The sequence below is a fragment of the Streptomyces sp. NPDC002817 genome, assembly GCF_053592055.1.
In genome coordinates this window covers 62,773-84,660 of record NZ_JBSFUY010000006.1, presented here as the reverse complement: position 1 = coordinate 84,660, position 21,888 = coordinate 62,773, and the positions used below count along the sequence as shown (strand labels likewise).

At 71.1% G+C, this 21,888-nt stretch carries 24 protein-coding genes; 12 read left to right on the top strand and 12 right to left on the bottom strand.

What is annotated here, in order from left to right:
• Window positions 1-293: 293 nt before the first annotated feature.
• On the top strand, window positions 294-1,250 hold the full coding sequence (galU, locus tag ACWD3I_RS13865; protein ID WP_365407272.1) for a UTP--glucose-1-phosphate uridylyltransferase GalU: 957 nt from the start codon (window positions 294-296) through the stop codon (window positions 1,248-1,250).
• A 51-nt stretch (window positions 1,251-1,301) separates the two neighbouring features.
• On the opposite strand, the gene ACWD3I_RS13860 is transcribed toward galU, so the two are convergent.
• Window positions 1,302-1,739, bottom strand: coding sequence for a DUF4442 domain-containing protein (locus ACWD3I_RS13860; protein WP_365407374.1), 438 nt, complete (start codon window positions 1,737-1,739; stop codon window positions 1,302-1,304).
• A gap of 86 nt (window positions 1,740-1,825) precedes the next feature.
• On the opposite strand from ACWD3I_RS13860, the gene ACWD3I_RS13855 reads away from it, so the two are divergent.
• The 4 genes from ACWD3I_RS13855 (at window position 1,826) to ACWD3I_RS13840 (ending at window position 6,243) form a co-directional block, all read left to right on the top strand.
• Window positions 1,826-2,728, top strand: a complete 903-nt coding sequence (locus ACWD3I_RS13855) for a hypothetical protein (protein ID WP_365407269.1) — start codon at window positions 1,826-1,828, stop codon at window positions 2,726-2,728.
• A gap of 66 nt (window positions 2,729-2,794) precedes the next feature.
• Window positions 2,795-3,811, top strand: coding sequence for a hypothetical protein (locus ACWD3I_RS13850; protein WP_451084089.1), 1,017 nt, complete (start codon window positions 2,795-2,797; stop codon window positions 3,809-3,811).
• Between the two features lie 71 nt (window positions 3,812-3,882).
• Window positions 3,883-4,872, top strand: coding sequence for a hypothetical protein (locus tag ACWD3I_RS13845; RefSeq protein ID WP_365407568.1), 990 nt, complete (start codon window positions 3,883-3,885; stop codon window positions 4,870-4,872).
• 63 nt (window positions 4,873-4,935) lie between these two features.
• On the top strand, window positions 4,936-6,243 hold the full coding sequence (locus ACWD3I_RS13840; RefSeq protein WP_365407571.1) for an MFS transporter: 1,308 nt from the start codon (window positions 4,936-4,938) through the stop codon (window positions 6,241-6,243).
• On the opposite strand, the gene ACWD3I_RS13835 is transcribed toward ACWD3I_RS13840, so the two are convergent.
• The 3 genes from ACWD3I_RS13835 to ACWD3I_RS13825 form a co-directional block, all read right to left on the bottom strand.
• Window positions 6,205-7,050: a spermidine synthase gene (locus ACWD3I_RS13835; protein ID WP_365407574.1), complete on the bottom strand. Its 846-nt coding sequence runs from the start codon at window positions 7,048-7,050 to the stop codon at window positions 6,205-6,207. The two genes, ACWD3I_RS13840 and ACWD3I_RS13835, sit on opposite strands and share 39 nt — an antisense overlap.
• Before the next feature lie 118 nt (window positions 7,051-7,168).
• On the bottom strand, window positions 7,169-8,338 hold the full coding sequence (gene tuf / locus ACWD3I_RS13830) for an elongation factor Tu (protein ID WP_365407577.1): 1,170 nt from the start codon (window positions 8,336-8,338) through the stop codon (window positions 7,169-7,171).
• A gap of 254 nt (window positions 8,339-8,592) precedes the next feature.
• Window positions 8,593-9,315, bottom strand: a complete 723-nt coding sequence (locus ACWD3I_RS13825; RefSeq protein WP_365407580.1) for a DNA alkylation repair protein — start codon at window positions 9,313-9,315, stop codon at window positions 8,593-8,595.
• 49 nt (window positions 9,316-9,364) lie between these two features.
• Between ACWD3I_RS13825 and ACWD3I_RS13820 the strand changes: the two genes are divergently transcribed.
• Window positions 9,365-10,132: a TVP38/TMEM64 family protein gene (locus ACWD3I_RS13820; RefSeq protein WP_365407583.1), complete on the top strand. Its 768-nt coding sequence runs from the start codon at window positions 9,365-9,367 to the stop codon at window positions 10,130-10,132.
• A gap of 58 nt (window positions 10,133-10,190) precedes the next feature.
• Here the strand turns inward: ACWD3I_RS13820 and ACWD3I_RS13815 are convergent, their stop codons facing one another.
• Window positions 10,191-11,360, bottom strand: coding sequence for a thiolase family protein (locus tag ACWD3I_RS13815; RefSeq protein WP_365407586.1), 1,170 nt, complete (start codon window positions 11,358-11,360; stop codon window positions 10,191-10,193).
• Window positions 11,361-11,467: 107 nt separating this feature from the next.
• On the opposite strand from ACWD3I_RS13815, the gene ACWD3I_RS13810 reads away from it, so the two are divergent.
• On the top strand, window positions 11,468-11,938 hold the full coding sequence (locus ACWD3I_RS13810; RefSeq protein WP_365407589.1) for a winged helix-turn-helix transcriptional regulator: 471 nt from the start codon (window positions 11,468-11,470) through the stop codon (window positions 11,936-11,938).
• Between the two features lie 15 nt (window positions 11,939-11,953).
• On the opposite strand, the gene ACWD3I_RS13805 is transcribed toward ACWD3I_RS13810, so the two are convergent.
• The 4 genes from ACWD3I_RS13805 to ACWD3I_RS13790 are packed head-to-tail and all read right to left on the bottom strand — an operon-like array spanning window position 11,954 to window position 15,564.
• Window positions 11,954-12,742 (bottom strand): alpha/beta fold hydrolase, encoded by a 789-nt coding sequence (locus tag ACWD3I_RS13805; protein WP_365407592.1) that lies wholly within the window; start codon window positions 12,740-12,742, stop codon window positions 11,954-11,956.
• A 52-nt stretch (window positions 12,743-12,794) separates the two neighbouring features.
• Complete coding sequence (locus ACWD3I_RS13800) at window positions 12,795-13,502, bottom strand: cupin domain-containing protein (protein WP_365407595.1); 708 nt, start codon at window positions 13,500-13,502, stop codon at window positions 12,795-12,797.
• Entirely contained in the window at window positions 13,496-14,422 is a 927-nt protein-coding gene (locus tag ACWD3I_RS13795) for a DUF6807 domain-containing protein (RefSeq protein ID WP_365407598.1), read from the bottom strand. The genes ACWD3I_RS13800 and ACWD3I_RS13795 overlap by 7 nt, the downstream gene beginning before the upstream one ends.
• Window positions 14,419-15,564 carry a Gfo/Idh/MocA family protein gene (locus tag ACWD3I_RS13790; RefSeq protein ID WP_365407601.1) on the bottom strand — a complete coding sequence of 382 codons (1,146 nt, stop codon included), beginning with the start codon at window positions 15,562-15,564 and terminating at the stop codon, window positions 14,419-14,421. The genes ACWD3I_RS13795 and ACWD3I_RS13790 overlap by 4 nt, the downstream gene beginning before the upstream one ends.
• 271 nt (window positions 15,565-15,835) lie before the next feature.
• Here ACWD3I_RS13790 and ACWD3I_RS13785 point away from each other — a divergent pair, with 271 nt between their 5' ends.
• Together ACWD3I_RS13785 and ACWD3I_RS13780 are read left to right on the top strand one after the other, a co-directional pair.
• On the top strand, window positions 15,836-16,711 hold the full coding sequence (locus ACWD3I_RS13785; protein WP_365407604.1) for an undecaprenyl-diphosphate phosphatase: 876 nt from the start codon (window positions 15,836-15,838) through the stop codon (window positions 16,709-16,711).
• A gap of 114 nt (window positions 16,712-16,825) precedes the next feature.
• Window positions 16,826-17,005 carry a hypothetical protein gene (locus tag ACWD3I_RS13780; protein ID WP_365407607.1) on the top strand — a complete coding sequence of 60 codons (180 nt, stop codon included), beginning with the start codon at window positions 16,826-16,828 and terminating at the stop codon, window positions 17,003-17,005.
• A gap of 15 nt (window positions 17,006-17,020) precedes the next feature.
• On the opposite strand, the gene ACWD3I_RS13775 is transcribed toward ACWD3I_RS13780, so the two are convergent.
• Complete coding sequence (locus tag ACWD3I_RS13775) at window positions 17,021-17,602, bottom strand: hypothetical protein (protein WP_365407610.1); 582 nt, start codon at window positions 17,600-17,602, stop codon at window positions 17,021-17,023.
• Between the two features lie 50 nt (window positions 17,603-17,652).
• On the opposite strand from ACWD3I_RS13775, the gene ACWD3I_RS13770 reads away from it, so the two are divergent.
• Window positions 17,653-18,222 (top strand): chloramphenicol phosphotransferase CPT family protein, encoded by a 570-nt coding sequence (locus ACWD3I_RS13770; protein ID WP_365407613.1) that lies wholly within the window; start codon window positions 17,653-17,655, stop codon window positions 18,220-18,222.
• 9 nt (window positions 18,223-18,231) lie between these two features.
• On the opposite strand, the gene ACWD3I_RS13765 is transcribed toward ACWD3I_RS13770, so the two are convergent.
• A complete protein-coding gene (locus tag ACWD3I_RS13765; RefSeq protein WP_365407616.1) occupies window positions 18,232-18,771 on the bottom strand; it encodes a hypothetical protein in 540 nt (179 codons plus the stop codon).
• A 151-nt stretch (window positions 18,772-18,922) separates the two neighbouring features.
• On the opposite strand from ACWD3I_RS13765, the gene ACWD3I_RS13760 reads away from it, so the two are divergent.
• Entirely contained in the window at window positions 18,923-19,402 is a 480-nt protein-coding gene (locus ACWD3I_RS13760) for a nuclear transport factor 2 family protein (protein WP_365407618.1), read from the top strand.
• A gap of 78 nt (window positions 19,403-19,480) precedes the next feature.
• Window positions 19,481-21,046 carry an apolipoprotein N-acyltransferase gene (lnt, locus tag ACWD3I_RS13755; protein ID WP_365407621.1) on the top strand — a complete coding sequence of 522 codons (1,566 nt, stop codon included), beginning with the start codon at window positions 19,481-19,483 and terminating at the stop codon, window positions 21,044-21,046.
• Here the strand turns inward: lnt and ACWD3I_RS13750 are convergent.
• A complete protein-coding gene (locus tag ACWD3I_RS13750) occupies window positions 20,970-21,875 on the bottom strand; it encodes a Gfo/Idh/MocA family protein (protein WP_365407624.1) in 906 nt (301 codons plus the stop codon). The genes lnt and ACWD3I_RS13750 overlap by 77 nt on opposite strands.
• Window positions 21,876-21,888 lie beyond the last annotated feature (13 nt).

The window sequence follows — 21,888 nt, the reverse complement described above, 5'->3', positions numbered from 1 at the left end:
CCTATGCCGCGTCAGGTACGGTGCGGTCATTCGGGGCGGTCACTTTCGCACACGTGAAACACAGGAAACAAGAAGTTCGAGTGACCAAAGTTCAAAACGCAGTGAATTCAGATAAGTTACCGGCGGTATCCGCACCCGCATTCGAAGCGCCGAACCGGCCGACCCCAAGTTGTGTGCAAGCAAAGACAGTTGGCACACGAAATCTCCAACTTTCGCAACCCCGGGCCCGACACACAGCGCGCTCCCACGTCTCTCTCTGGAAGCTCTCATTCCCGTCGGCCAGCATGGGCCGCATGATCGTCCCCCACACCCCCACCGACCCCGCGACCCCTTCCCCCGGCGGCCCCGTACGCAAGGCGGTCGTCCCGGCCGCAGGGCTCGGCACGCGCTTCCTGCCCGCGACCAAGGCGACGCCGAAGGAGATGCTCCCGGTCGTCGACAAGCCGGCCATCCAGTACGTCGTGGAGGAGGCGGCCGCGGCCGGCCTCGACGACGTACTGATGATCACCGGTCGCCACAAGCGGGCCATCGAGGACCACTTCGACCACGCCTTCGAGCTGGAGCAGGCCCTCGCGGCGAAGGGCGACACGGTCCGCCTCGACGCCGTACGCGACCCGGCCCGCCTCGCCAACATCCACCACATCCGGCAGGGCGAACCCCTCGGCCTCGGCCACGCGGTGCTGTGCGCCCGTCGGCACGTCGGCGCCGAGCCGTTCGCCGTCCTGCTCGGCGACGACCTCATCGACCCGCGCGAGACACTGCTCAGCCGGATGCTCGACGTCCGCGACGAGCACGGCGGGAGCGTCGTCGCGCTGATGGAGGTGCCCCGCGAACAGATCCATCTCTACGGCTGCGCCGCCGTGGAAAGGACGGACGACGAGGACGTCGTCCGCGTGACCGGGCTCGTGGAGAAGCCGTCGCCCGAGAACGCGCCCAGCACCTACGCGGTCATCGGCCGCTACGTCCTCGACCCCGCGGTCTTCGACACCCTGGAGCGCACCCCGCCCGGCCGCGGCGGCGAGATCCAACTGACCGACGCCCTCCAGGAACTCGCCATGGGCGGCACGGTGCACGGGGTCGTCTTCGAAGGACTGCGCTACGACACCGGCGACAAGGCGGACTACCTGCGCACGGTGGTCCGGCTCGCCTGCGACCGGCCCGACCTGGGGCCCGAATTCCTCGCCTGGCTCAAGGAGTTCGTCACGGCGGCCGAGAGCGGCGGAGCCGAACGCCGGCGGCTCGCGGCCTGATCTCACACCGGGGCCCCGACCGACGGCCGGGGCCTCGTCAGGACGCGCGGCTCAGCCGTTGGGACGCAGCGTCCAGACCACGGTCATCTCACCGGTCACCGCCCCGTCGGCACGGCGGATCTCGATCGCCACCGGGAACTCGGGGCGCTCCCCCGCGTCCAGCTCGGCGACCACGTCGGCGACCGGGCGGCCCAGGGTCGCGGTGGCGGTGACGGCTCCCATCGCGAGCTTCCTGTACGCGATCTCGGCCTTGACGGCGAGCGGCACGGCTCGCGAGAGCTGGTCCCCGAACGCGGCGAGGACGATGGTGCCGCTGGCGGTCTCGCCGAGCGTGAACATCGCGCCGGCGTGCGGGCCGCCCACGTGGTTGTGGTACTCGCCCTGGTCCGGCAGGGACACCACGGCCTTCTCCGGCGTGGTCTCCAGGAACTCGAGGTGCAGGGTCCGGGCCATGGGGACGGTGGCGGACAGCATCTCGCCGATCGACATCTGGTCTGCGCTCATGACGGGCATGTTACCCACGAGTAGCCTGGCATGGCCAGGTCGGTGCGGTGATCGTCGTATCCTTACGCCCCATGTGGCCAGGAGAGCGACCGCCGGGGGGCGGAACGAATCCGCAGCAGGACGCGAACCCCTATCAGCAGCCGGGATATCAGCAACCCAACCCGTACACCGCGCAACCGCCGCCCGCACCGGACGGCGGGAGCCGGCGTACGAGAACCGTCGCCCTCGCCGCGACCGCGGCCGTCGTGGTCGCCGCCCTGGTGACCGGTGCCGTGTTCCTCGGGGGCGGCAGCGACGACGAGGCGGCGCCGGACCCGACGCGTTCCTCGGCGTCGCCGTCCGCGTCCGGCAACCCGCGCACGGCCGACGGTCAGAAGCCGACCGTGGACGGCTGGAAGGCCGTGGTGAACACCGACCTCGGCGTCGCCTTCGACGTTCCGGCGGACTGGGCGCTGGAGTCGAGGGACTGGGTGTCCTACGTCACGGAGGACGACGATCCCGGCGAGACACCGCTGGTCGCCATGAAGGGACCCGCCGTCCTCAAGGCGCAGTGGTGCACCTCGGACGACGACAAGGACGGCACGACCGACGACACCCCGTTGGCGAGCGCCGGATCACGGGGCAACAACGGCGCGCGGAGCACCGAGGAGATCGCCCGCGCCGACTCCGCGGCCTGGGTCTACGGCATGTACACCCAACCGGACAAGAAGAAGGTGACCACCGCGACGGCCACCTCCTTCACCACCGCGTCGGGCCTGACCGGCAGCGTCGCCACCTCGGAGTCCTCCGGGGTCGAGCGGCAGGACAAGTGCGACACGGACGGCAAGGCGACGACCTTCGCCTTCAAGAACGCCGAGGGTGACTTCGCGTCGTGGTCGTTCTTCGGCGCCGCGGGCGTCGACGAGGAGGTTCCGCAGGCCACGGTCGAGAAGATCCTGAGCACGGTACGCGTGTTCACGCCCGAGGAGTCCTGACTTGCTACGTCCCTGACAAGGGGCGGTGACCGAATCGATGCACCGGCGCCACTAAGGTGACTGCCCATGTGGCCAGGACAGCAGCCGCCCGGGGGCGAGCAGAACCCGCAGGACCAGAACAACCCGTACCAGCAGCCGGGGTACCAGCAACCCAATCCGTACCAACAACCCGGCTATCAGCAGGCCAACCCCTACGGGCAGCAGCCCCAGTGGGACACGCCCCAGCCACCGCAGCCCGGAGGTCCCGGCGGCGGTGGCAGCCGTACGAAGATCACGGCGATCGTGGCCGCCCTGGCCGTCGTCGTGGCCGCCGGTGTGACCGGCTTCCTCGTGCTGGGCGGTGACAAGGACGACGAGGCGGACGGCGGCTCGGACAAGCAGACCGGCCGGTCCGCGCCCGCGTCGAAGTCCGCCTCGACCGATCCCTCCGCGTCGGCCTCCGGCTCGGACGACAACCCGCGGGGCGGCGAGGAGGAGAAGGCGACGATCGACGGCTGGAAGGTCGTCATCAACCCCAAGTGGGGCACCGCCTTCGACGTCCCGGCGGACTGGCAGGTCGAGTCTCCGGGCATGATCATCGGCTTCGAGGAGGACGACGCCAAGGCCGGCGACAAGCCCATCATCACCATGTCGGCGCCGGCGTACCTCAAGGAACAGTGGTGCACCTCCGACGACGACAAGGACGGTGACAAGGAGGAGACCGCCCTCGCCACCGCGGGCACCAAGGGCGCCAACGGAGCCAAGGACACCGACGAGGTCGCCCTCAACCAGGTCGCGTGGTGGGTGTACGGCGGCTACACGCAGCCGGACAAGAAGAGCATCGCCCTCGACGAGAAGGCCAAGGCGTTCACGACGACGTCGGGCGTCGAGGGCAGCATCGCCTGGGCCCGTTCGAAGAACACGCCCCAGAAGGGCAAGTGCGCGAGCGACGGCAAGGCGGTCACGTTCGGGTTCAAGAACTCCGCCGGTGACTTCGTGGCGTTCAGCCTGTACGGGGCCACGGGCGTCGACGAGGAGCTCCCGGACGCCACGATCACGAAGATCCTGAGCACGGTCCGGCTGCACGGCGAGCCGACGGGCTGAGCCGTGGGGAGGCCGGCCGCTTGCCGGATGTGCACGGCACCGGCCTCCCCGCCCCCCTAGGGTTGTCGGCCATGTGGCCAGAACAGCAGCCGCCCGGGGGCGAGCAGAACCCGCACAACCCGTACCAGCAGCCCGGGTACCAGCAACCCAATCCGTACCAACAACCCGGCTATCAGCAGGCCAACCCCTACGGGCAGCAGCCCCAGTGGGACATACCCCGGCCACCGCAGCCCGGAGGTCCCGGCGGCGGTGGCAGCCGTACGAAGATCACGGCGATCGTGGCCGCCCTGGCCGTCGTCGTGGCCGCCGGTGTGACCGGCTTCCTCGTCCTGGGCGGTGACAAGGACGACAAGGCGGACGGCGGCGGCGACCCGACCCCGACCGCCACGACCCCTGCGCCCACCTCGGCGAGCCCGAGCACCGGGGACGATCCGCGGGGCGGTGACGGGGCGAAAGCGACCGTCGACGGCTGGAAGGTCGTGGTCAACCCGAAGTGGGGCACCGCCTTCGACGTCCCGGCGGACTGGCAGGTCGAGTCGCCCGGCGTGTTCATCGGCTACGAGGACGAGAAGAAGGGCGACGGCTCGGCCCTCATCGGCATGTCCGCACCGGCCTACGTCCAGGAGAAGTGGTGCACCTCCGACTCCGACAAGGACGGCACCACCAGCGACAAGGCGCTCGGCACGGCCGGCACCAAGGGCCAGAACGGCGCCAAGAACACCGCCGACGTCGCCCGCAACGACTCGGCCTGGTGGGTGTTCGGCGGATACACCGACCAGAAGGACGCCTCCAAGAAACTGCTCACCATCGGCAAGGCGAAGGCGTACACCACGGCCTCGGGCATCGAGGGCAGCGTCGCCACGACCTACTCGACGGGTGTGCCGAAGACGGACAAGTGCGACACGAACGGCAAGGCGACCACGTTCGCGTTCAAGAACTCCACGGGTGACTTCGTCTCCTGGACCTTCCACGGGGTCAAGGGCACCGGTGACGAGGTGCCGGACGCGACGGTCCAGAAGATCCTCGGCACGGTCCGGCTGCACGGCGAACCCACGGGCTGACCAGCAGGTCAAAGGCCGGGAATCGGTTTGGCAAGTCGGGGGCGGTACGGGGATAGTCGGCCGGTGACCTCCGCCGACGCCCCGATACGCCGCCGCAGACCCGACTGGGCCGGCCGCAACTACAGCCTGCTGACCGCCTCGGCGGTCGTCACCAACCTCGGCAGCCACGGCGCGCTGATCGCCGCCGCGTTCGCCGTCCTGGAGACCGGTGGCGACGGCGGTGACGTGGGACTCGTGGCCGCCGCGCGGACGCTGCCGCTGGTGGTGTTCCTGCTGATCGGCGGCGCGATCGCGGACCGGCTCCCCCGGCACCGGGTGATGGTCGCGGCGAACGCCCTCAACTGTGTGTCGCAGGGCGTCTTCGCGGTGCTCGTCCTCGCCGGGGATCCGCAGCTGTGGCAGATGATGCTGCTCACCGCGCTGGGCGGCACCGGCCAGGCGTTCTTCAGCCCGGCGGCCGAGGGCATGCTGATGTCCTCGGTCTCCGGCGAGCAGGTGAGCCGGGCCTTCGCGGTGTTCCGGATGGCGATGCAGGGTGCGACCGTGGGCGGGGCCGCGCTGGGCGGTGCGATGGTCGCCGCGATCGGCCCGGGCTGGGTGCTGGCGGCGGACGCGGTGGCGTTCGCGGTGGCCGGAGCCCTGCGCTCCTTCCTGGACGTGAGCCATATCGCGCCACGCACGCCGGGCGACGGCCTGCTCGCCGACCTCCGGGAGGGCTGGCAGGAGTTCAGCAGCCGGCCGTGGCTGTGGGGCATCGTCGTACAGTTCTCGATCGCGAACGCGGTCGTGGCCGCCGCCGACGCGGTCTACGGCCCGCTGGTCGCCCGCGACCATCTGGGCGGGGCGGGCCCCTGGGGCCTGGCCCTGGGCTTCTTCGGCGCGGGCACGGTCGCCGGCGCCCTGCTCATGACCCGCTGGAAGCCACGCCGCCTGCTGCTCTGGGGCACCCTCGGTGTCTTCCCCCTGGCCCTCCCCTCGGCCGCCCTCGCGGTGCCCACGTCGGCCGGGGTCCTGTGCGCGGTGATGTTCCTCACCGGCGTGACGGTGGAGGTCTTCGGGGTGAGCTGGATGACCGCCCTCCATCAGGAGATCCCGGAGAACAAGCTCTCCCGGGTCTCGGCCTACGACTGGTTCGGCTCCGTCGCCATGGTGCCGCTGGCGACCGCGCTGGCCGGTCCCGCGGAGTCGGCGTTCGGCCGTTCCAACGCGCTGTGGGGCTGCGCGGCGCTGGTCGTGGTGGTGACCGCGGCGGTGCTGTGCGTACCGGACGTGCGGAACCTCGGGCGGCGCAGCAAGCCGGTGGCACAGTCCGCGGCAGTCGACTCAGCCGACTCAGCCGATGCCGAACGCCCCGTCGGGGGGCTCGGGTGACGGCACGGCGTCCTCGTCCCGCACGGGCCGCGCACCGCCGGTGAAGTCCCGCAGGGCGGCCCCGTGCTCGACACGGGCGGGGAAGGCGTCGGAGGCGGTGAGCCGGGCGACCGCGGCCGTGTCGAAGGGCTTCCGGGCGGCGACCACCACGGCGTTCCCGAACCGCCGGCCCCGCAGGACCCCCGGCTCGGCGATCAGCGCGAGCTCCGGGAACACCGTGCCCAGGGTGGCCAGTTGGGACCGCAGGAAGGCGAAGGGCGCCGCGTCGGCGAGGTTGGCCAGGTAGACGCCCCCGTCCCGCAGCACCCGGTCGGCCTCCCGGACGTAGCCGAGGGACGTGAGGTGCGCGGGCACCCGCGAGCCTCCGAAGACATCGGCGACCAGCACGTCCGCGGAGTCGGCCGGAGCCGCCTCCAGCCACGCCCGCGCATCGGCGCCGTGCAGGGCGATCGAGGCCCCGTCGGGCAGCGGCAGATGCTCCGCGACCAACCGCAACAGCTCCTGATCGGCCTCGACGACATCCTGCCGGGACCCGGGCCGGGTGGCGGCGAGGTAGCGCGGCAACGTCAGCGCCCCGCCCCCGAGGTGCAGCGCGTCCAGGGGCCGCCCGGCCTCCGCGACGGTGTCCAGCACATGCCCGAGCCGACGGGCGTACTCGAACTCCAGATGCGTCGGCTCGTCCAGATCGACGTACGACTGAGGCGCCCCGTCGACGGTGAGCAGCCAGGCCCGCGCACGGTCGACGTCGGGCATGAGTTTGGCGAACCCGTGATCGACGGCACGGGCGACGGGGATCGGCTCGGTCACCCCGTCATTGTGCCGGTGACCGTTCTGTCCCGCGCCGGCAGGGACGTGCCCCGAAGGGGCGGGGAACTGCGCGGCCGGCCACAACGGCCCCGCAGTCCCCCACCGACGTCAGCCACCCTCACTCGACGGCTGTCACGGTCCCCGCGCCGACGGTCCGGCCACCCTCACGGATGGCGAATCCGAGCCCGGGCTCCAGAGGCACCTCACGCCCCAGCTCAACGGTCATCCCGACCGTCTCCCCCGGCCGCGCGACAGCCACCTCACCCAGGTCGACGTCCCCCACCACATCCGCCGTACGGATGTAGAACTGGGGCCGGTACCCCGTCGACACCGGCGTCGTCCGACCGCCCTCACGCGCGGACAGCACATACACCTGCGCCGAGAACCGCCGTCGCGGCTCCACGCTGCCCGGCGCGGCCACCACATGCCCACGCCGTACGGCGTCCCGGGGGACGCCCCGCAGCAGCAGCGCCACGTTGTCGCCGGCCTGCGCCTCGTCCATGGGCTTGCCGAAGGTCTCGAGCCCGGTGACGACGGTCTCGACCTCCGCCCCGAGCACTTCGACCCGGTCGCCCACCCGGACCGTGCCCCGCTCCACCGCACCGGTGACGACCGTCCCGCGGCCGGTGATCGTGAGCACGTTCTCCACCGGCAACAGGAACGGCGCGTCCAAGTACCGCTCCGGCATGGGCACATACGTGTCCACCGCGTCGAGCAGCGCGTCGATGGACGCCGTCCACCGCGGGTCGCCCTGGAGCGCCTTGAGCCCGGAGACCCGTACGACAGGCACCGCGTCGCCGCCGTACCCGTGCGTGGTGAGCAGGTCACGGACCTCCAGCTCGACGAGTTCCACGAGCTCGTCGTCCGCCGCGTCCGCCTTGTTCAGCGCGACGACCACGTGGTCCACGCCCACCTGCCGGGCGAGCAGCACGTGTTCGGCGGTCTGCGGCATGATCCCGTCGAGCGCGGAGACGACGAGGATCGCCCCGTCGAGCTGTGCGGCGCCGGTGACCATGTTCTTGACGTAGTCGGCGTGGCCCGGCATGTCCACGTGCGCGTAGTGCCGGGTGTCGGTCTCGTACTCGACGTGCGCGATGTTGATGGTGATGCCGCGCGCGGCCTCCTCCGGGGCCCGGTCGATGCGGTCGAACGGGACGAAAGTGCCGGTGCCGCGGTCGGCGAGGACCTTGGTGATGGCGGCGGTCAGGGTGGTCTTGCCGTGGTCGACGTGGCCCATGGTGCCGATGTTGAGATGCGGTTTGGTCCGCACGTATGCCGTCTTGGGCATGGCGATTCCTCGAAGCCTCTTCGTTGGTGTCGGGGACCCCGGGGAACTGGCCGACCCTCCCCCTGCGGGGTCCGCCGGACAATCCGGAGAGGGTCAGCTTCGGGCGCCGTCGACAGCAGCCAGGAGGATTTCAACGGCAGCCTTCGGTGCATCCGCGACTGCGGATGCTGCGAAGAGGAAGGCGTGCCGGAACATGAGGCCGATCATTGCCGACGCCCGGCTCGGCGTCGAATGGTTTTTCGAGCTACGGGACGTCAGGCGCCGATGTTCTTGAGTGCTTCCCGCACCGACAGCGGCGCGAAGCGGCCCTTCTCCCTGGCGAGGAAGGCCCGTACGGCCTCCGGGTCGGTCTTGGCGTACTCGCGCAGCGCCCAGCCGATCGCCTTGCGGATGAAGAAGTCGGGGTGCCCGGACTGACGCAGGCAGTACGTGAAGAGGCGGTCTGCGTCGGTGTGTTCCTTGTAACGCAGTTGGTGGAGCAGGGCGGTGCGGGCGATCCACAGGTCGTCGTCCACGATCCAGGCGTCCATGTCGGCCGTGAGCTTCGGGTCGGCGGTCACCATCGCGCCGACGACGTGCGCGGCGAGCAGGTCGACGGTGTCCCACCAGGGGACCGTGGAGACGAGGTGCCGGGCCACCGGCAGGAAACCGGACGGGAGCACGCGCGCGTGGCGGCGCAGATAGTCGACGGCGAAGTACTGGTACTCGCGCTCGGGCAGCTCCCAGCAGCGCAGGGCGATCGCGGTGCAGTCGGCCTCGTCGGGGCGGGGCGCGCCCTCCAGGACGGTGCGGGACAGCGAGCGGCGCACGGGCGTGGTGAGGCCGAGGAAGGGGGCGACGTCCTTCATGTACGCGCGCATGGGCCCGGCCCGCTCGGGGTCGGCCGCGGCGCCGTAGACGGCGGTGAGCCGCCCCAGGACGGTGTCCGCAAGGGTGCTCTGCGGCAGTGAGGGAGATCCCACACCTGTGACGCTCATGAGACGAACCATACGGCGATCACACACATTGGTCGGTTAGTGTCACCGGATGCTCGATGCCACCACCCGCTCTGGGGGCACCGCCACGGCCGCTCCCCCGGCCACCGCCACGGAGCTCGCCCTCGCGGCACCCGTCACGGCCGGCCTCGCCGCCCGCTTCTCGAGAGTGCTGCTCTCGCCCTGGTCGCGGCTGTCCCTGCTCGTCGCGCTCCTCGTGGCGGCCGGGTCGACCGTGCTGCTCCTGGAGCCACAGCGGCTACTGGCCGACGGCTGGCCACCGGAGCTCGGCGGAGCCGCGGCCGCCCTGGTGTACGCGGTGGCGTACGGGCTGTGCTCGGTGGCGTTCGTGCCACGCCCGCTGCTGAACCTGGCCGCAGGCGCTCTCTTCGGCTCGCAGCTGGGCCTCGGCGCCGCACTGGCGGGCACGGTGCTCGGCGCCGGCATCGCCTTCACGCTGGGCCGGGTACTGGGCCAGGACGCCCTCCGCCCGCTGCTGCGCGGTCGTCTGCTGCAGGGCGCGGACGGCCAGCTCAGCCGCCACGGTTTCCGCTCGATGCTGGCGATCCGGCTGTTCCCCGGCGTCCCGTTCGCCGCCGCCAACTACTGCGCCGCGGTCTCGCGCATGGGCTACGTGCCGTTCCTGCTGGCGACGGCGCTCGGCTCCATCCCGAACACCGCCGCGTACGTCGTGGCAGGGGCCCGCGCGTCGACACCGACGTCCCCGGCGTTCCTGATCGCGATGGCGACGATCGCGGTCCCGGCGCTGGTGGGAGCGGTGGTGGCGTGGCGCAAGCGCCATCATCTGCGGGGCCGCTGACGCGCCCCTTCAGGGGCGCGGGGAACTGTGCGACCAGCCCTCACCGACCGGCAGCCGCCTACACACCTTCAAGCACCATGGCGTTGGCGAGCCCACCCGCCTCACACATGGTCTGCAAGGCATAGCGAGCGCCCCGTTCTCGCATGGCATGCACAAGCGTCGTCGTGAGCCGCGTACCGCTCGCCCCCAACGGGTGCCCGATCGCGATGGCGCCCCCGTGCACATTGACCTTGTCCAGGTCCGCACCGGTCTCCTGCCGCCACGCCAGCACCACGCTGGAGAACGCCTCGTTGACCTCGAACAGGTCGATGTCGTCCAGGGTCAGTGAAGCCCTCCGCAACACCTTCTCCGTGGCCGGGACGACGCCGGTGAGCATGAGCATCGGATCGGACCCGGTGACGGCGAAACTGTGCAGCCGGGCCAGCGGCCGCAGGCCGAGCCGGGCCGCGGTCTCGCTCGACGTGATCAGCACAGCCGACGCGCCGTCGTTGATCGGGCTCGCGTTGCCCGCCGTGACGTTCCACTCGATCTGCGGGAAGCGCTCGGCGAAGGCCGGGTCGTAGTACGCGGGCTTGAGCCCGGCGAGGACCTCGGCCGTGCTGGACGGCCGTACGCACTCGTCGCGCGCCACGCCCTCCAACGGCGCGACCTCCGCGTCGAACAGCCCCTTCTCCCAGGCCTCGGCCGCCTTGAGATGGGACGACACCGCGAACGCGTCCATCTGCTCGCGCGCGATCGACCACTTCGCCGCGATGAGCTCGGCGCTGATGCCCTGCGGGACGAGCCCTTCCGGGTAGCGCTCGGCGACACCGGGGCCGAAGGGGTCCTTGCCGGGCGGCACGTTGGACCACATCGGCACCCGGCTCATCGACTCGACGCCACACGCCACGACGAGGTCGTACGCGCCGGACATGACGCCCTGGGCCGCGAAGTGCACGGCCTGCTGGGAGGAGCCGCACTGGCGGTCCACGGTGGTCGCCGGGACCGTCTCCGGGAAGCCTGCCGACAGGAGGGCGTAGCGGGTGGTGTTCATGGCCTGTTCGCCGACCTGGTCGACGGTACCGCCGATGACGTCGTCGATGAGGGCCGGGTCGACGCCGGAACGCTCGACGAGGGTGCGCAGGGTGTGGGCGAGGAGCTCGACGGGGTGGACGTGCGCGAGGGCACCGTTCGGCTTGCCCTTGCCTATCGGGGTGCGTACGGCTTCGACGATGACTGCGTCACGCATGGACGGCCTCCAGCACTGGGAATTCGGGCACTACCGGTCAGTAGGAAATCCGAACTCACCATAACTCTGTGAGTTGGAAATTCAAACCCTCCTCTAGAATCGGCACCATGGCCGCCACCAAACACCCGCGCCCCTGCTCCATCGCCGACACCCTGGCGCTCGTCGGCGAGAAGTACTCGCTGCTCGTCCTGCGCGAGGTCTGCCTCGGCAACGGTCGCTTCGACCAGCTGGTGCGCAACATCGGCGCCCCGCGCGACGTCCTCGCCACGCGTCTGCGCCGGCTCGTCGACGCCGGGATCCTCACCAAGAGGGCCTACAGCGAGCGGCCGCAGCGCTTCGAGTACCGGCCCACCCCGGCGGGACTCGAACTGGAGCCGGTCCTGATCACCCTCATGGCCTGGGGCGACCGCCACCTCCGCAACGACGACGACCGCCCCATGGTGGTCGAGCACGTCTGCGGCAACGAACTGGCCCCGGTCGTCACCTGCACGGCATGCGGCGAGCAGGTCCGTCACGAGGACCTGACGGCCCATCCACAGGCGGCCGGCTGGACCGTGACGGGGCCTGCGGCGGCGTAGAGACGCAACGACTGATCAACGGTGCGCGCGGCAGAACGCACGGACCGCCCGGTTGAACTCCGCCGGCCGCTCCAGGTTGCTCATGTGCCCCGCACCCGGGATCACCACGAGCTCGGCCCCCGGAATCGCGTCACGGAAGGCATGGGCGACGCTGAGCGGTGAACGCACGTCCAGCTCCCCCCACAGCAGCAGCGTCGGCACCGATATGCGCGGCAGCAGGTCGTTCTGGTCGGTCCCGGCCATCATGAACAGCTGCGCACCGAGCGTCTCCGGCCGTACGTCGCGTGCCATGGCGTCGAGCAGCGGCACGTACTCGGCGGGCGGTTCCCCGGCGAACAGACCCGGGAGCCTCGGATCGAACTGCTCGCGGGGCACGGCGAGCATCCGCTGCGCCCCTTCGACCCGGGCCGCCACCTCTCCCGCGGGCAGGGAGCCCTTCCAGCCGGCATAGGTGTCGACCAGCAGCAATGTCCTGACGACCGCCGGATGACGGCGGTACAGCTCCAGTACGACCGTCCCGCCCCAGGAGAGACCGGCGACATGGGCCGGGCCGAGCCGCAGCTCCTCGATCAGCGCGGCGAGGGAGTCGGCGTAGTCCGCGAGGCCGAACCCGGGAGGGATGCCGGAGGAACGTCCGGACCCCGGCTCGTCCCAGGCCACGACCGTGAACTCGTCCGCCAGTCCGGTGAGCTGTGGCTGCCACATACGGGCGTAGACGCCCGCGCCGTGCACGAGGACCAGCAGGGGGCCCTGGCCGACGCGGTCGTAGGCGATCTCGAGCCCGCCCACCTGCACCGTGGCCATGACTCCAGGCTAGACGCCCCCGCGAGCGGTGTCCCGTCGACCGGAGCGCGGTTCAGCCGCCCTTGTAGACGTCCAGCCGCCCGCACATCCCGAACCTGCCGTGCTCCGAGGGCTGTTCGGACCGTACGACGGCGTCGGCGAGGTGGGAGAGGTCGCCCTGTTCGAGGCGGTCGAGCTGCTCCCCCGTCGCCGCGGCGGCGGCCGCCGCACCGTTGCGCCAGCGCTCCCGCCACTCGGCCAGTCGCGGCCGTACGAGCGCGGCGGCCGCGCGATGGAAGTCGGCCAGCCCCTCGGGAGCCTCCCGCAGCACCCGATACCCCTCCAGGGCGAGGTCGCGGCGGGCCCGTGCGGCGCGTTCCCGTGCGGCCTCGGGCGCGTCCGCGGGGATGGCGGTCGCGGCGGCGTACGTCTGCGGGTCGGTCAGGTACTCCGGGGGCAGCGTGAGCACCGCGTCCCCCGCCTCCGGCAGCCCGCTGTTCTGCATCAGGACGGTGATGCGCAGATCGTCGTCGTTGACCAGCCGGTGGACGGTGCCCGGCGTGAACCGGGCGACCGTGCCGGGTACGAGGGGCGTGACCTCGTACCCGGACGTCGTGAGGGTCTGCACCGAACCCCGGCCGCCGGTGACGACGTACGCCTCCGAACAGGTCAGGTGCATATGGGGGGTTCCGCCGGAGGCGCCGTCGGCGGCGGGCCAGTCGTACACGCACAGATGCGAGACGGCGACCCCGCCGGGCAGTCCCTCGAAGGCGGTCACCACGGGTGTGCCTCCAGGTACTTGGCGATCTCCTCCCGCTGCCAGGCACCGTCGGCGACGACGACGCGGTAGCGGCGGGTGAGGGTGTCGCCGGGGGCGAGTTCGAGTTCGTCGTAGAAGGCCCACGAGGGGGCCACGCCGGCGAACGGCTCGTTGCGGACGAACCAGTGGGCCGGGTGGGCGCCTTCGGCGCCGAGGTGGTCGTTCTCCGGGGCGTGCTCGAAGACGAGGGTGGCGTGGCCGTCCGTGCCGTCGTGCTCGCCGGACAGGGCCAGCCAGGGGGCCTGCGCGCCGAGCAGGCCGGGGCCCTCCGCGTCCGGCGCGATGATGCGGCCGTCGCGGAAGGCGCGCGGGCCGCGCCAGAACAGGCCCGTGTACCCGGCGAGTTCGCGTCCGGCGGTGGTGGGGCTGCCGAAGACCAGCGGCTCGTCGCGCCGGTTGGTGATGGCGCTCGTCCAGGTCAGCGCCCAGGATCCGCACTCCTGGTCCACGTCGTGGATCTCGATCCGGCGCTGCTCCTCGGCCCACAGTTCGCCGCTGTACGGGTGCCAGGTCAGCCGTTCGGCGATGACGACCCGGTCGTCGTGGGCGGAGACCTCGTCGAAGCCGACGTGAGCCATCGAGCCGACGCGCTCGGGGAGTTCGAGGTAGCCCTCGCCGTGCACGTACGAATTGCCGCCCCACAGGTTGGCGCCCGACAGGTGCGAGGCGGTCAGGGACAGGCCCTTGTGCCAGCGGTGGTCGTTGGGCCGGTAGTCGGTGACGACGTCGCCGGCCAGGGTCCGCAGCGGGTGGATGTACGGCTTGGGGGCCTCCCAGGCCGCCTCCGGACGGTAGACGTAGGAAAGCAGCTCCACGCCGGTGGCGGGGTCGGTCACGGTGACGCGGTCGCCGTGCGCGTGGACGATGCGCAGCCCGGTCATACGGGCACCTCCTCGCTGACGACGGGGGCCCAGCCGGGCGCGTTCCCGTGCATGGCCGTGTAGAACGGGTCGCCCGGGCCGATCTCGCCCGCCCTCACCGTGACGTCCGTGAACGCCGACTTGTACAGCGCGGCGATCAGCTCCAGGCTGCCACGTCCGTCGGCACCGCTGCTGCGCGGCCGCTCCCCGGCGCGCATGCTGGCGACCAGCTCGCGCAGCTGCTCCGTGTGCGAACTGGGCACGTCCGCGCCGAAGTCCCGCCAGGCGGCGGTCTGCTCGTCCGGTACGCCGGGCGCCGGGGTGATGGTCCAGTTCTCGTTGCTGTGACCGTACAGATGGGTGAGCTCGACGGTCGCGCGCTCGCAGTCGATGCGGATGCGGCTGACCTCGTCGGGGCTCAGCACGCTGTTCACGACGGTCGCCAGCGCGCCGTTCTCGAAGCGGACCAGCGCGGTGGAGACGTCCTCGGTCTGTACGTCGTGCACCAGCCGCCCGGCCATGGCGCGCACCTCGCTCCAGGGACCGAGCAGGTCGAGGAGGAGGTCCATCTGATGGATGCCGTGGCCCATCGCCGGGCCACCGCCCTCGGTCTCCCAGCGGCCACGCCAGGGCACGGCGTAGTACGCGGTGTCGCGGTACCAGGTGGTCTGGCAGTGCGCGACGAGCGGGCGGCCCAGGTCCTGCCCGTCGAGCAGCCGGCGCACATGCCGGGTGCCGGAGCCGAAGCGGTGCTGGAAGACGATCGAGGCGTACGGGCCGCCTTCCTTGCCCTCCTCCGCCTCCACGGCGTCGAAGTCGGCGAGGGTCGGCACCGGCGGCTTCTCGCACCACACCCAGGCCCCGGCACGCAGCGCGGCGACGGTCTGGTCGCGGTGCAGGGTCGGCGGGGTGCAGATGCTGACGAGGTCGGGGCGCTGCTCGCGCAGCATGCGGTCGAGGTCGGTGTAGCCGTGCGGGACACCGCCCGCCGCGCAGAACTCCTCGACGGCCTTGGCATCGATGTCAACCGCCGCGACCACCTCGACCTCGCCCTCCTCGGCGAGTGCGCCGAGCGCGGTCAGGTGGGAGCCCCGGGCGATGGCGCCGGTACCGATGACGGCTGCCCGGATGCGGCGGCCGTCGTAGGGAGTGGTGGGTGACATGGACGCGATCAGCACTCCTCGAACGAACGGCGGACAGCGCCGACACCTGCCATAGGAGCAGCAAGCGCTTTCTCTCCGCAGCAACCTAAGCGGCCGCACCCTGGCCGGTCAACAGCGCGCATGCCCTGCTCACCGGCGCTCGGCCCGCACCCCGTGCCAGGCCTGTCGTCCGAGGCCGCTAGGCTGCCCTCCACACCTGTGATCACCGCGCCCGGACGGCTCGGTGTGCCCGTCGCTCCTCCTCCGATCAGCGCTTGGACTCCCTACCTTCATGTCTTGGTTTGAATCCTTCATCCTCGGACTCGTCCAGGGGCTGACCGAGTTCCTCCCCGTGTCCTCCAGTGCGCATCTGCGCCTGACCGCGGCGTTCGCCGAATGGGAGGACCCCGGTGCGGCCTTCACGGCGATCACGCAGATCGGCACCGAGGCAGCCGTACTGATCTACTTCCGCAAGGACATCGGGCGGATCATCTCGGCGTGGACCAGATCGCTGTTCAACAAGGAGTTGCGGAGCGACCACGACGCCCAGATGGGCTGGCTGGTGATCGTCGGCTCGATCCCCATCGGTGTACTCGGCGTGACACTGAAGGACCAGATCGAGGGGCCGTTCCGCGATCTGCGGATCACGGCGACGATGCTGATCGTGGTGGGCATCATCATCGGCATCGCCGACCGGATGGCGGCCCGCGACGAGACCGGCGGCAAGCACCGCGCGGCCAAGCAGCGCAAGGGCCTGGAGGACCTGGGCGTACGGGACGGCCTGATCTTCGGCCTCTGCCAGGCCTGCGCCCTCGTCCCGGGCGTCTCCCGCTCCGGCGCCACGATCAGCGGCGGCCTCTTCATGGGCTACAAGCGCGAGTCCGCGGCCCGCTACTCCTTCCTCCTCGCCATCCCCGCGGTCCTCGCGTCCGGCCTCTTCGAGACCAAGGACGCGATGGAGGGCGGCCATGTCGACTGGCCCCAGACGATCTTCGCGACGATCATCGCGTTCGTCGTCGGATACGTGGTCATCGCGTGGTTCATGAAGTTCATCTCGACCAAGAGCTTCATGCCGTTCGTCTGGTACCGCATCGCGCTCGGCATCGTGATCATCCTGCTGGTGACTTTCGGCGGGCTGAGCCCGCACGCCGCGGAGTCGGCCGGCTGACACCTACGACAGCGGAGTCAACACGTTCACACAGCGAACACCGTGACCCATCACATACGTTGTGTGTAGCCGTTCGGTAGCGCAGTGTCAGTTCCTGCCCTTAGGCTTGTCCGCATGCCCCCCTATTCCGTGGCCTCTGGTTCCGTGCGGTCTGCTGCCGAAGTGAACGAGCAGATCCGTGCGCTGTGGATGCGGGCAGGCGGATCACTGTCGGCCCAGGAGCGCAAGGAATACGAGCTGTTGGTGGTCGAGTGGGCGGCCGCGATCCGGGGGACCGTCATCAAGGCGGCCTGAACCAAGGCCTGCGGCTCAGTCGTTGGCGGGACCGTAGCGGAGGACACCGTCGTGGGGCACCAGATACCCCACGCCCCGCTTCTCCGGCAGCTCACCGGCCAGTGACGCCGCGTCGATGCATCCGGAGACCTCCCATCCGACGGCGGCACAACTGAAGGCCGCGCTGCGGAACGCCTCGATGGCGATGGCGGCCAGCCAGTCGTCGATCAGCGCGGAGCGGTAGAAGGGCCGACCGTCCCAGTAGGCGACTCCGGCGGCGTCCAGCGCACTCTCCGGCACATAGAAGTCCAGCCAGTCACTGCTGTCGTCACCACCACGGACCGTCATGACTCCGCACGCCGCGAGGTCCCCTGTGGGCAACCGGACGCGGCCGCGGAGATGCCCGAACTCCTCCAGCGAGGCGACCGTGCAGGGCACGGCCTCCTGTTCCTCCGGCTCCCGGTCCCCGTGTCCGTAGCACCCCTGCACATCCGCCGCCGCCCACACCGCGCCCAGGACGGCCTGAAGGCCCGCGTCATCCGTCGAGCCGACCTCGATGGCCAACTCGTAGAAGCCCTGGGCCCAGAACTGGTGGCGGAACGAAGCGGCATGCGTCATCGCACGATGATCCCTCACGGGTCGCCGAAGCGCCTCCTAAGATCCACCCCATGAAGCATCTCGACAGCGTCCCCCCGCGCCAGGGCCTCGTCATCTTCCTGAACGGCACCTCCAGTTCGGGCAAGTCGAGCATCGCGACCGAGCTGCTGTCGATCCTCGACGAACCCTGGTTCCACATGCCCGTGGACGCGTTCCACGCCATGCGGTCGAGTGCCCCCGTGCCGCCGGACCAGGTGGGCACCCTCCTGCACCGCACCTGGCAGGGCTTCCACCGCGCGGTCGCGGGGATGGCGGCCGCGGGGAACAACGTCGTCGTCGACCATGTGCTGAGCGCCCGGTGGCGACTCGACGACTGCCTGTCGCTGTTCGCACCCCGCGGCGTGGTGTTCGTCGGCGTGCACTGCCCGCCCCTGGAGCTGGCGCGCCGGGAGGGTGAGCGGGGCGACCGGCCGCCCGGGCTCGCGGCCGGCCAACTGGCGCAAGTGCATTCCCACGGGATCTACGACGTCGAGTGCGACACCGACAGCGCCACCCCGAGGGAATGCGCCCTGCGCATCAAGGAGTTCCTGCCGGACCGCCCGACACCGACGGCGTTCGAGCGGTTGCGCGCGCTGCTCTGACCCGCCGGATCACCCGTCCAGCAGGGCGCAGGCCTCGCGGAAGTCGTCATGGGCCTGCCCGTACTGTTTGGCCGCGACCAGGAACATGGAACGGTCCGTCAAGGCCCGGCCCAGTTCCTCCCGTTCGGCGAGACGGCGGGCGAGGGTCACCCTCTCGTCGAAGACGGGGCGCAGCGGCTTCAGGATGCGGTAGTTGCGGTGCTCCCGGTGCACGGCGGTGCGGATGGTCAGCCTGCGGTGCAGGGCGACCAGTTCGGGGAGGGAGGCGGACGGGTCCTGCCGTAGCGCCTCGACCTGGTCTTCGAGAGGACCCAGCCCTTCGAAGTACGCCTGTGTGACATCGGGCGACCACTGAAGAAGTGCCGAACCGAACGCCGGCACCGGCGCGTCCGCGGACGGTGCGGGCTCCGCCGACCGGCCCGACAGGGCCAACAGCGTGCTCCACCACGAAAGGATGTTGCTCCAGCTCCTGGGTTCCCCTGTGAGGTCCAGCTCGGCCAGGTACGCGAGGGCCTCCCGCCGGGCCGCGCCGGCCTCACCGCGACGCATGCGGCCGAACACGAGTTCCTGCCGGTGGCGACCACATGGGCGGCCGACGACCTCGACGAGCAGGCGATGCCATCAGCCGCCACCCGGCCCGCCACCCGAATGTCACCGCACGCCTCTTGGCCCCGCCCGCCCCGTGCCCAACACTGAGCCGATGACGCAGCGTGTGGAGCTCGCCACCGTGATGGACCGGCTGGCCGTCGACGAACTGATCACCGAGTACGCAGTGGCCGTGGACGACGGCGACTGGGAGGGGTACCGAAAACTGTTCGCCCCGGAAGGGCGCGCGGACTACCGCTCGGCCGGCGGTGTCGAGGGAGACGCCGGGCAGGTCGCCACCTGGCTCACGGAGAGCCTGCGGGTGTTCTCGATGCGGCAGCATCTGATCGTCAACCGGCGCATCACCTTCGGCCAGTGGGACCACGACACGGGCGACACGGCCCGCGTCCAGGCCGACTACGTCAATCCGATGCGCATCGACCGGGACGGCGACGGAGCCGATGCGGCCCCGGACTTCATCTGCGGCGGCCGCTACGCCTTCGGGCTGCTGCGCACGCACGACGGCTGGCGGCTCCGCGAGGTCGTCGTACAGGAGAAATGGCGTCGCCTCCCGGCCCCCGCCCCACGTCCATGATCAACTGAGCCGACGCCCTCTGTCCCCGGGGCGTCCGCACCACGCACACTGGAGGGCGCACGGGGTAGGAGTCGCTGTATGAAGACGCTCGACCACTGGCTCACCTCCCCCTGGCGGCGTTCCACCGTCGTCGCGCTGGCCGGCGCCCTGCCCGTGCTCGCCTTCCCCGCCCCGTCCCTGTGGTGGTTCGCCTACGTCGCCCTGGTCCCCTGGATCGCCCTGGTCCGCTCCGCCGCGACCGCGAAGAGGGCGGCGTACGACGGCTGGTTCGGCGGGCTCGGCTTCATGCTGGTCATGCACCACTGGCTGCTGCCGAGCCTGCATGTGTTCACGTTCGTCATCGCGGCCCTCCTCGGCGCGCTGTGGGCGCCCTGGGGATGGCTGGTCCGCCGCTTCCTCGCCGGGACGCCCTCGCGCGGCCGGATCTTCGGCTCCCTTCTCGTCCTGCCCTCGGGCTGGCTGCTGGTGGAGCTCGTCCGTTCCTGGCAGGGCCTCGGCGGGCCGTGGGGGATGCTCGGCGCCAGTCAGTGGGAGGTGGCGCCGGCGCTGCGGCTGGCCTCGGTGGGCGGGGTGTGGCTGATCAGTTTCCTGGTGGTGGCCGTGAACGTCGCGGTCGCCGTGCTGATCACCGTCCGGCAGTCCCGCGTGCCCGCGCTGGCCGGTCTCGTGGCCACGGCCGCCGCCGCCTCGGCGGCCTGGATGTGGTCGCCGCGCCCGGACGCCGACGGCGGCGTACGGATCGCCGTCGTACAGCCGGGTGTCATCGAGGGCGGCGACCGGCGCTTCGTCCGCGAGGAACAGCTCACCCGTCAACTGGCCGGGCAGGACGTCGACCTGGTCGTGTGGGGCGAGAGCAGTGTCGGCTTCGACCTCGTCGCCCGGCCCGACCTCGCCCGCAGGCTCGCCGCGCTCTCGAGGGAGACCGGCGCCGACATCCTCGTCAACGTGGACGCCCGGCGCTCCGACAAGCCCGGCATCTACAAGAGTTCCGTGCTCGTGGGCGCCGACGGCCTCACCGGCGATCGCTACGACAAGATGCGGCTCGTGCCCTTCGGCGAGTACATCCCCTTCCGCTCACTGCTCGGCTGGGCGACCTCGGTCGGCAAGGCGGCGGGCGAGAACCGCAGGCAGGGCACCGAGCAGGTGGTGATGGACGTCGGGCACGGGCTGCGGGTCGGTCCGATGGTCTGCTTCGAGTCCGCGTTCCCCGACATGAGCAGGCATCTTGCCGAGGACGGTGCCGAGGTACTGATCGCCCAGTCGTCGACGTCGTCCTTCCAGCACAGCTGGGCCCCCGAGCAGCACGCCTCGCTCGCCGCCCTGCGCGCCGCCGAGACGGGCCGCCCGATGGTGCACGCGACCCTGACCGGCGTCTCGGCCGTGTACGGCCCGGAGGGACAGCGGGTCGGCTCATGGCTCGGCACGAGCGCGAGCGCGACGGCGGTCTACGAGGTGCCGCTGGCCACGGGCGTCACCCCGTACGTCCGCTTCGGCGACTGGGTGCCCCACGCGGCGCTGCTCATCGTCGCCGTCTGGTGCGCGGGGCAGGGTGTCCGGGCCCTGCGGCTCAGGCGGCCTGCTCCTGGACCGCGCGTACCACCCGCTCGCACAGCTCATGGGTCGCCAGCGCGTCCCGGGCGCTGACCACCTTCCCCGCGCGCACGGCGTCCAGGAAGGCCATGACGACCTGCTCGATGCCCCGCTGCCGGGCGACCGGAACCCAGTCCCCGCGCCGTCGCACGGTCGGCTGCCCCTTGTGGTCGATGACCTCGGCGAGGTTGACCACCTGACGCTTGGTGTCCTGCCCGGACACCTCCAGGATCTCCTCGGCCGAGCCGCTGAGCCGGTTCATCACGCCGAGCGCGGTGAAGCCGTCGCCGGAGAGCTGGAGCACGAGGTGATGCAGCAGTCCGTCCTGGACCCGGGCGCGCACGGTGACGTCGTCGACCTGGCCCGGAGCGAGGAAGCGCAGGGTGTCGACGACATGGATGAAGTCGTCGAGGATCATCGACCGCGGCTCCTCCGGCAGCCCGATCCGGTTCTTCTGCATGAGGATCAGCTCGCGCGGATGGTCGGCGCACTGCGCGTACCCGGGCGCGTAGCGCCGGTTGAAGCCGACCGCGAGAGACACCTCCCGCTCCTCCGCGAGGGCCACCAGCCGCTCCGAGTCGGCGAGTTCGTACGCCAGCGGCTTGTCGACGTACGTCGGTACGCCCGCCTCCAGCAGCCGCGTCACGATCTCGGGGTGCACGACGGTGGGCGCGTGCACGAAGGCCGCGTCGAGCCCGACCGCGAGAAGTGAGTCGAGGTCCTGATGGCGCTGGGCCCCGGGCAGATGGAGGCCGTCGGCGACCCGGGCCAGCGTGGCCGGGGTGCGGGTCTGCAGATGGAGTTCGGCGCCGGGCAGACCGCCGAGCACCGGCAGATAGGCCTTCCGGGCGATGTCGCCGAGTCCGATGCAGCCGACCTTCACTACTGGGTTCTCC

Excerpts from the sequence above, each read along its gene's own strand:
- ACWD3I_RS13815 (WP_365407586.1), bottom strand. The coding sequence starts at position 11,360 with ATGCGTGACGCAGTCATCGTCGAAGCCGTACGCACCCCGATAGGCAAG.
- ACWD3I_RS13805 (WP_365407592.1), bottom strand. The coding sequence starts at position 12,742 with ATGGCCACGGTGCAGGTGGGCGGGCTCGAGATCGCCTACGACCGCGTC.
- ACWD3I_RS13790 (WP_365407601.1), bottom strand. The coding sequence starts at position 15,564 with ATGTCACCCACCACTCCCTACGACGGCCGCCGCATCCGGGCAGCCGTC.
- ACWD3I_RS13765 (WP_365407616.1), bottom strand. The coding sequence starts at position 18,771 with ATGCGTCGCGGTGAGGCCGGCGCGGCCCGGCGGGAGGCCCTCGCGTAC.
- lnt (WP_365407621.1), top strand. The coding sequence starts at position 19,481 with ATGAAGACGCTCGACCACTGGCTCACCTCCCCCTGGCGGCGTTCCACC.
- ACWD3I_RS13760 (WP_365407618.1), top strand. The coding sequence starts at position 18,923 with ATGACGCAGCGTGTGGAGCTCGCCACCGTGATGGACCGGCTGGCCGTC.
- ACWD3I_RS13845 (WP_365407568.1), top strand. The coding sequence starts at position 3,883 with ATGTGGCCAGAACAGCAGCCGCCCGGGGGCGAGCAGAACCCGCACAAC.
- ACWD3I_RS13770 (WP_365407613.1), top strand. The coding sequence starts at position 17,653 with ATGAAGCATCTCGACAGCGTCCCCCCGCGCCAGGGCCTCGTCATCTTC.
- tuf (WP_365407577.1), bottom strand. The coding sequence starts at position 8,338 with ATGCCCAAGACGGCATACGTGCGGACCAAACCGCATCTCAACATCGGC.
- ACWD3I_RS13855 (WP_365407269.1), top strand. The coding sequence starts at position 1,826 with ATGTGGCCAGGAGAGCGACCGCCGGGGGGCGGAACGAATCCGCAGCAG.
- ACWD3I_RS13825 (WP_365407580.1), bottom strand. The coding sequence starts at position 9,315 with ATGAGCGTCACAGGTGTGGGATCTCCCTCACTGCCGCAGAGCACCCTT.
- ACWD3I_RS13785 (WP_365407604.1), top strand. The coding sequence starts at position 15,836 with ATGTCTTGGTTTGAATCCTTCATCCTCGGACTCGTCCAGGGGCTGACC.
- ACWD3I_RS13850 (WP_451084089.1), top strand. The coding sequence starts at position 2,795 with ATGTGGCCAGGACAGCAGCCGCCCGGGGGCGAGCAGAACCCGCAGGAC.
- ACWD3I_RS13780 (WP_365407607.1), top strand. The coding sequence starts at position 16,826 with ATGCCCCCCTATTCCGTGGCCTCTGGTTCCGTGCGGTCTGCTGCCGAA.
- galU (WP_365407272.1), top strand. The coding sequence starts at position 294 with ATGATCGTCCCCCACACCCCCACCGACCCCGCGACCCCTTCCCCCGGC.
- ACWD3I_RS13810 (WP_365407589.1), top strand. The coding sequence starts at position 11,468 with ATGGCCGCCACCAAACACCCGCGCCCCTGCTCCATCGCCGACACCCTG.
- ACWD3I_RS13795 (WP_365407598.1), bottom strand. The coding sequence starts at position 14,422 with ATGACCGGGCTGCGCATCGTCCACGCGCACGGCGACCGCGTCACCGTG.
- ACWD3I_RS13860 (WP_365407374.1), bottom strand. The coding sequence starts at position 1,739 with ATGTCGATCGGCGAGATGCTGTCCGCCACCGTCCCCATGGCCCGGACC.
- ACWD3I_RS13775 (WP_365407610.1), bottom strand. The coding sequence starts at position 17,602 with ATGACGCATGCCGCTTCGTTCCGCCACCAGTTCTGGGCCCAGGGCTTC.
- ACWD3I_RS13820 (WP_365407583.1), top strand. The coding sequence starts at position 9,365 with ATGCTCGATGCCACCACCCGCTCTGGGGGCACCGCCACGGCCGCTCCC.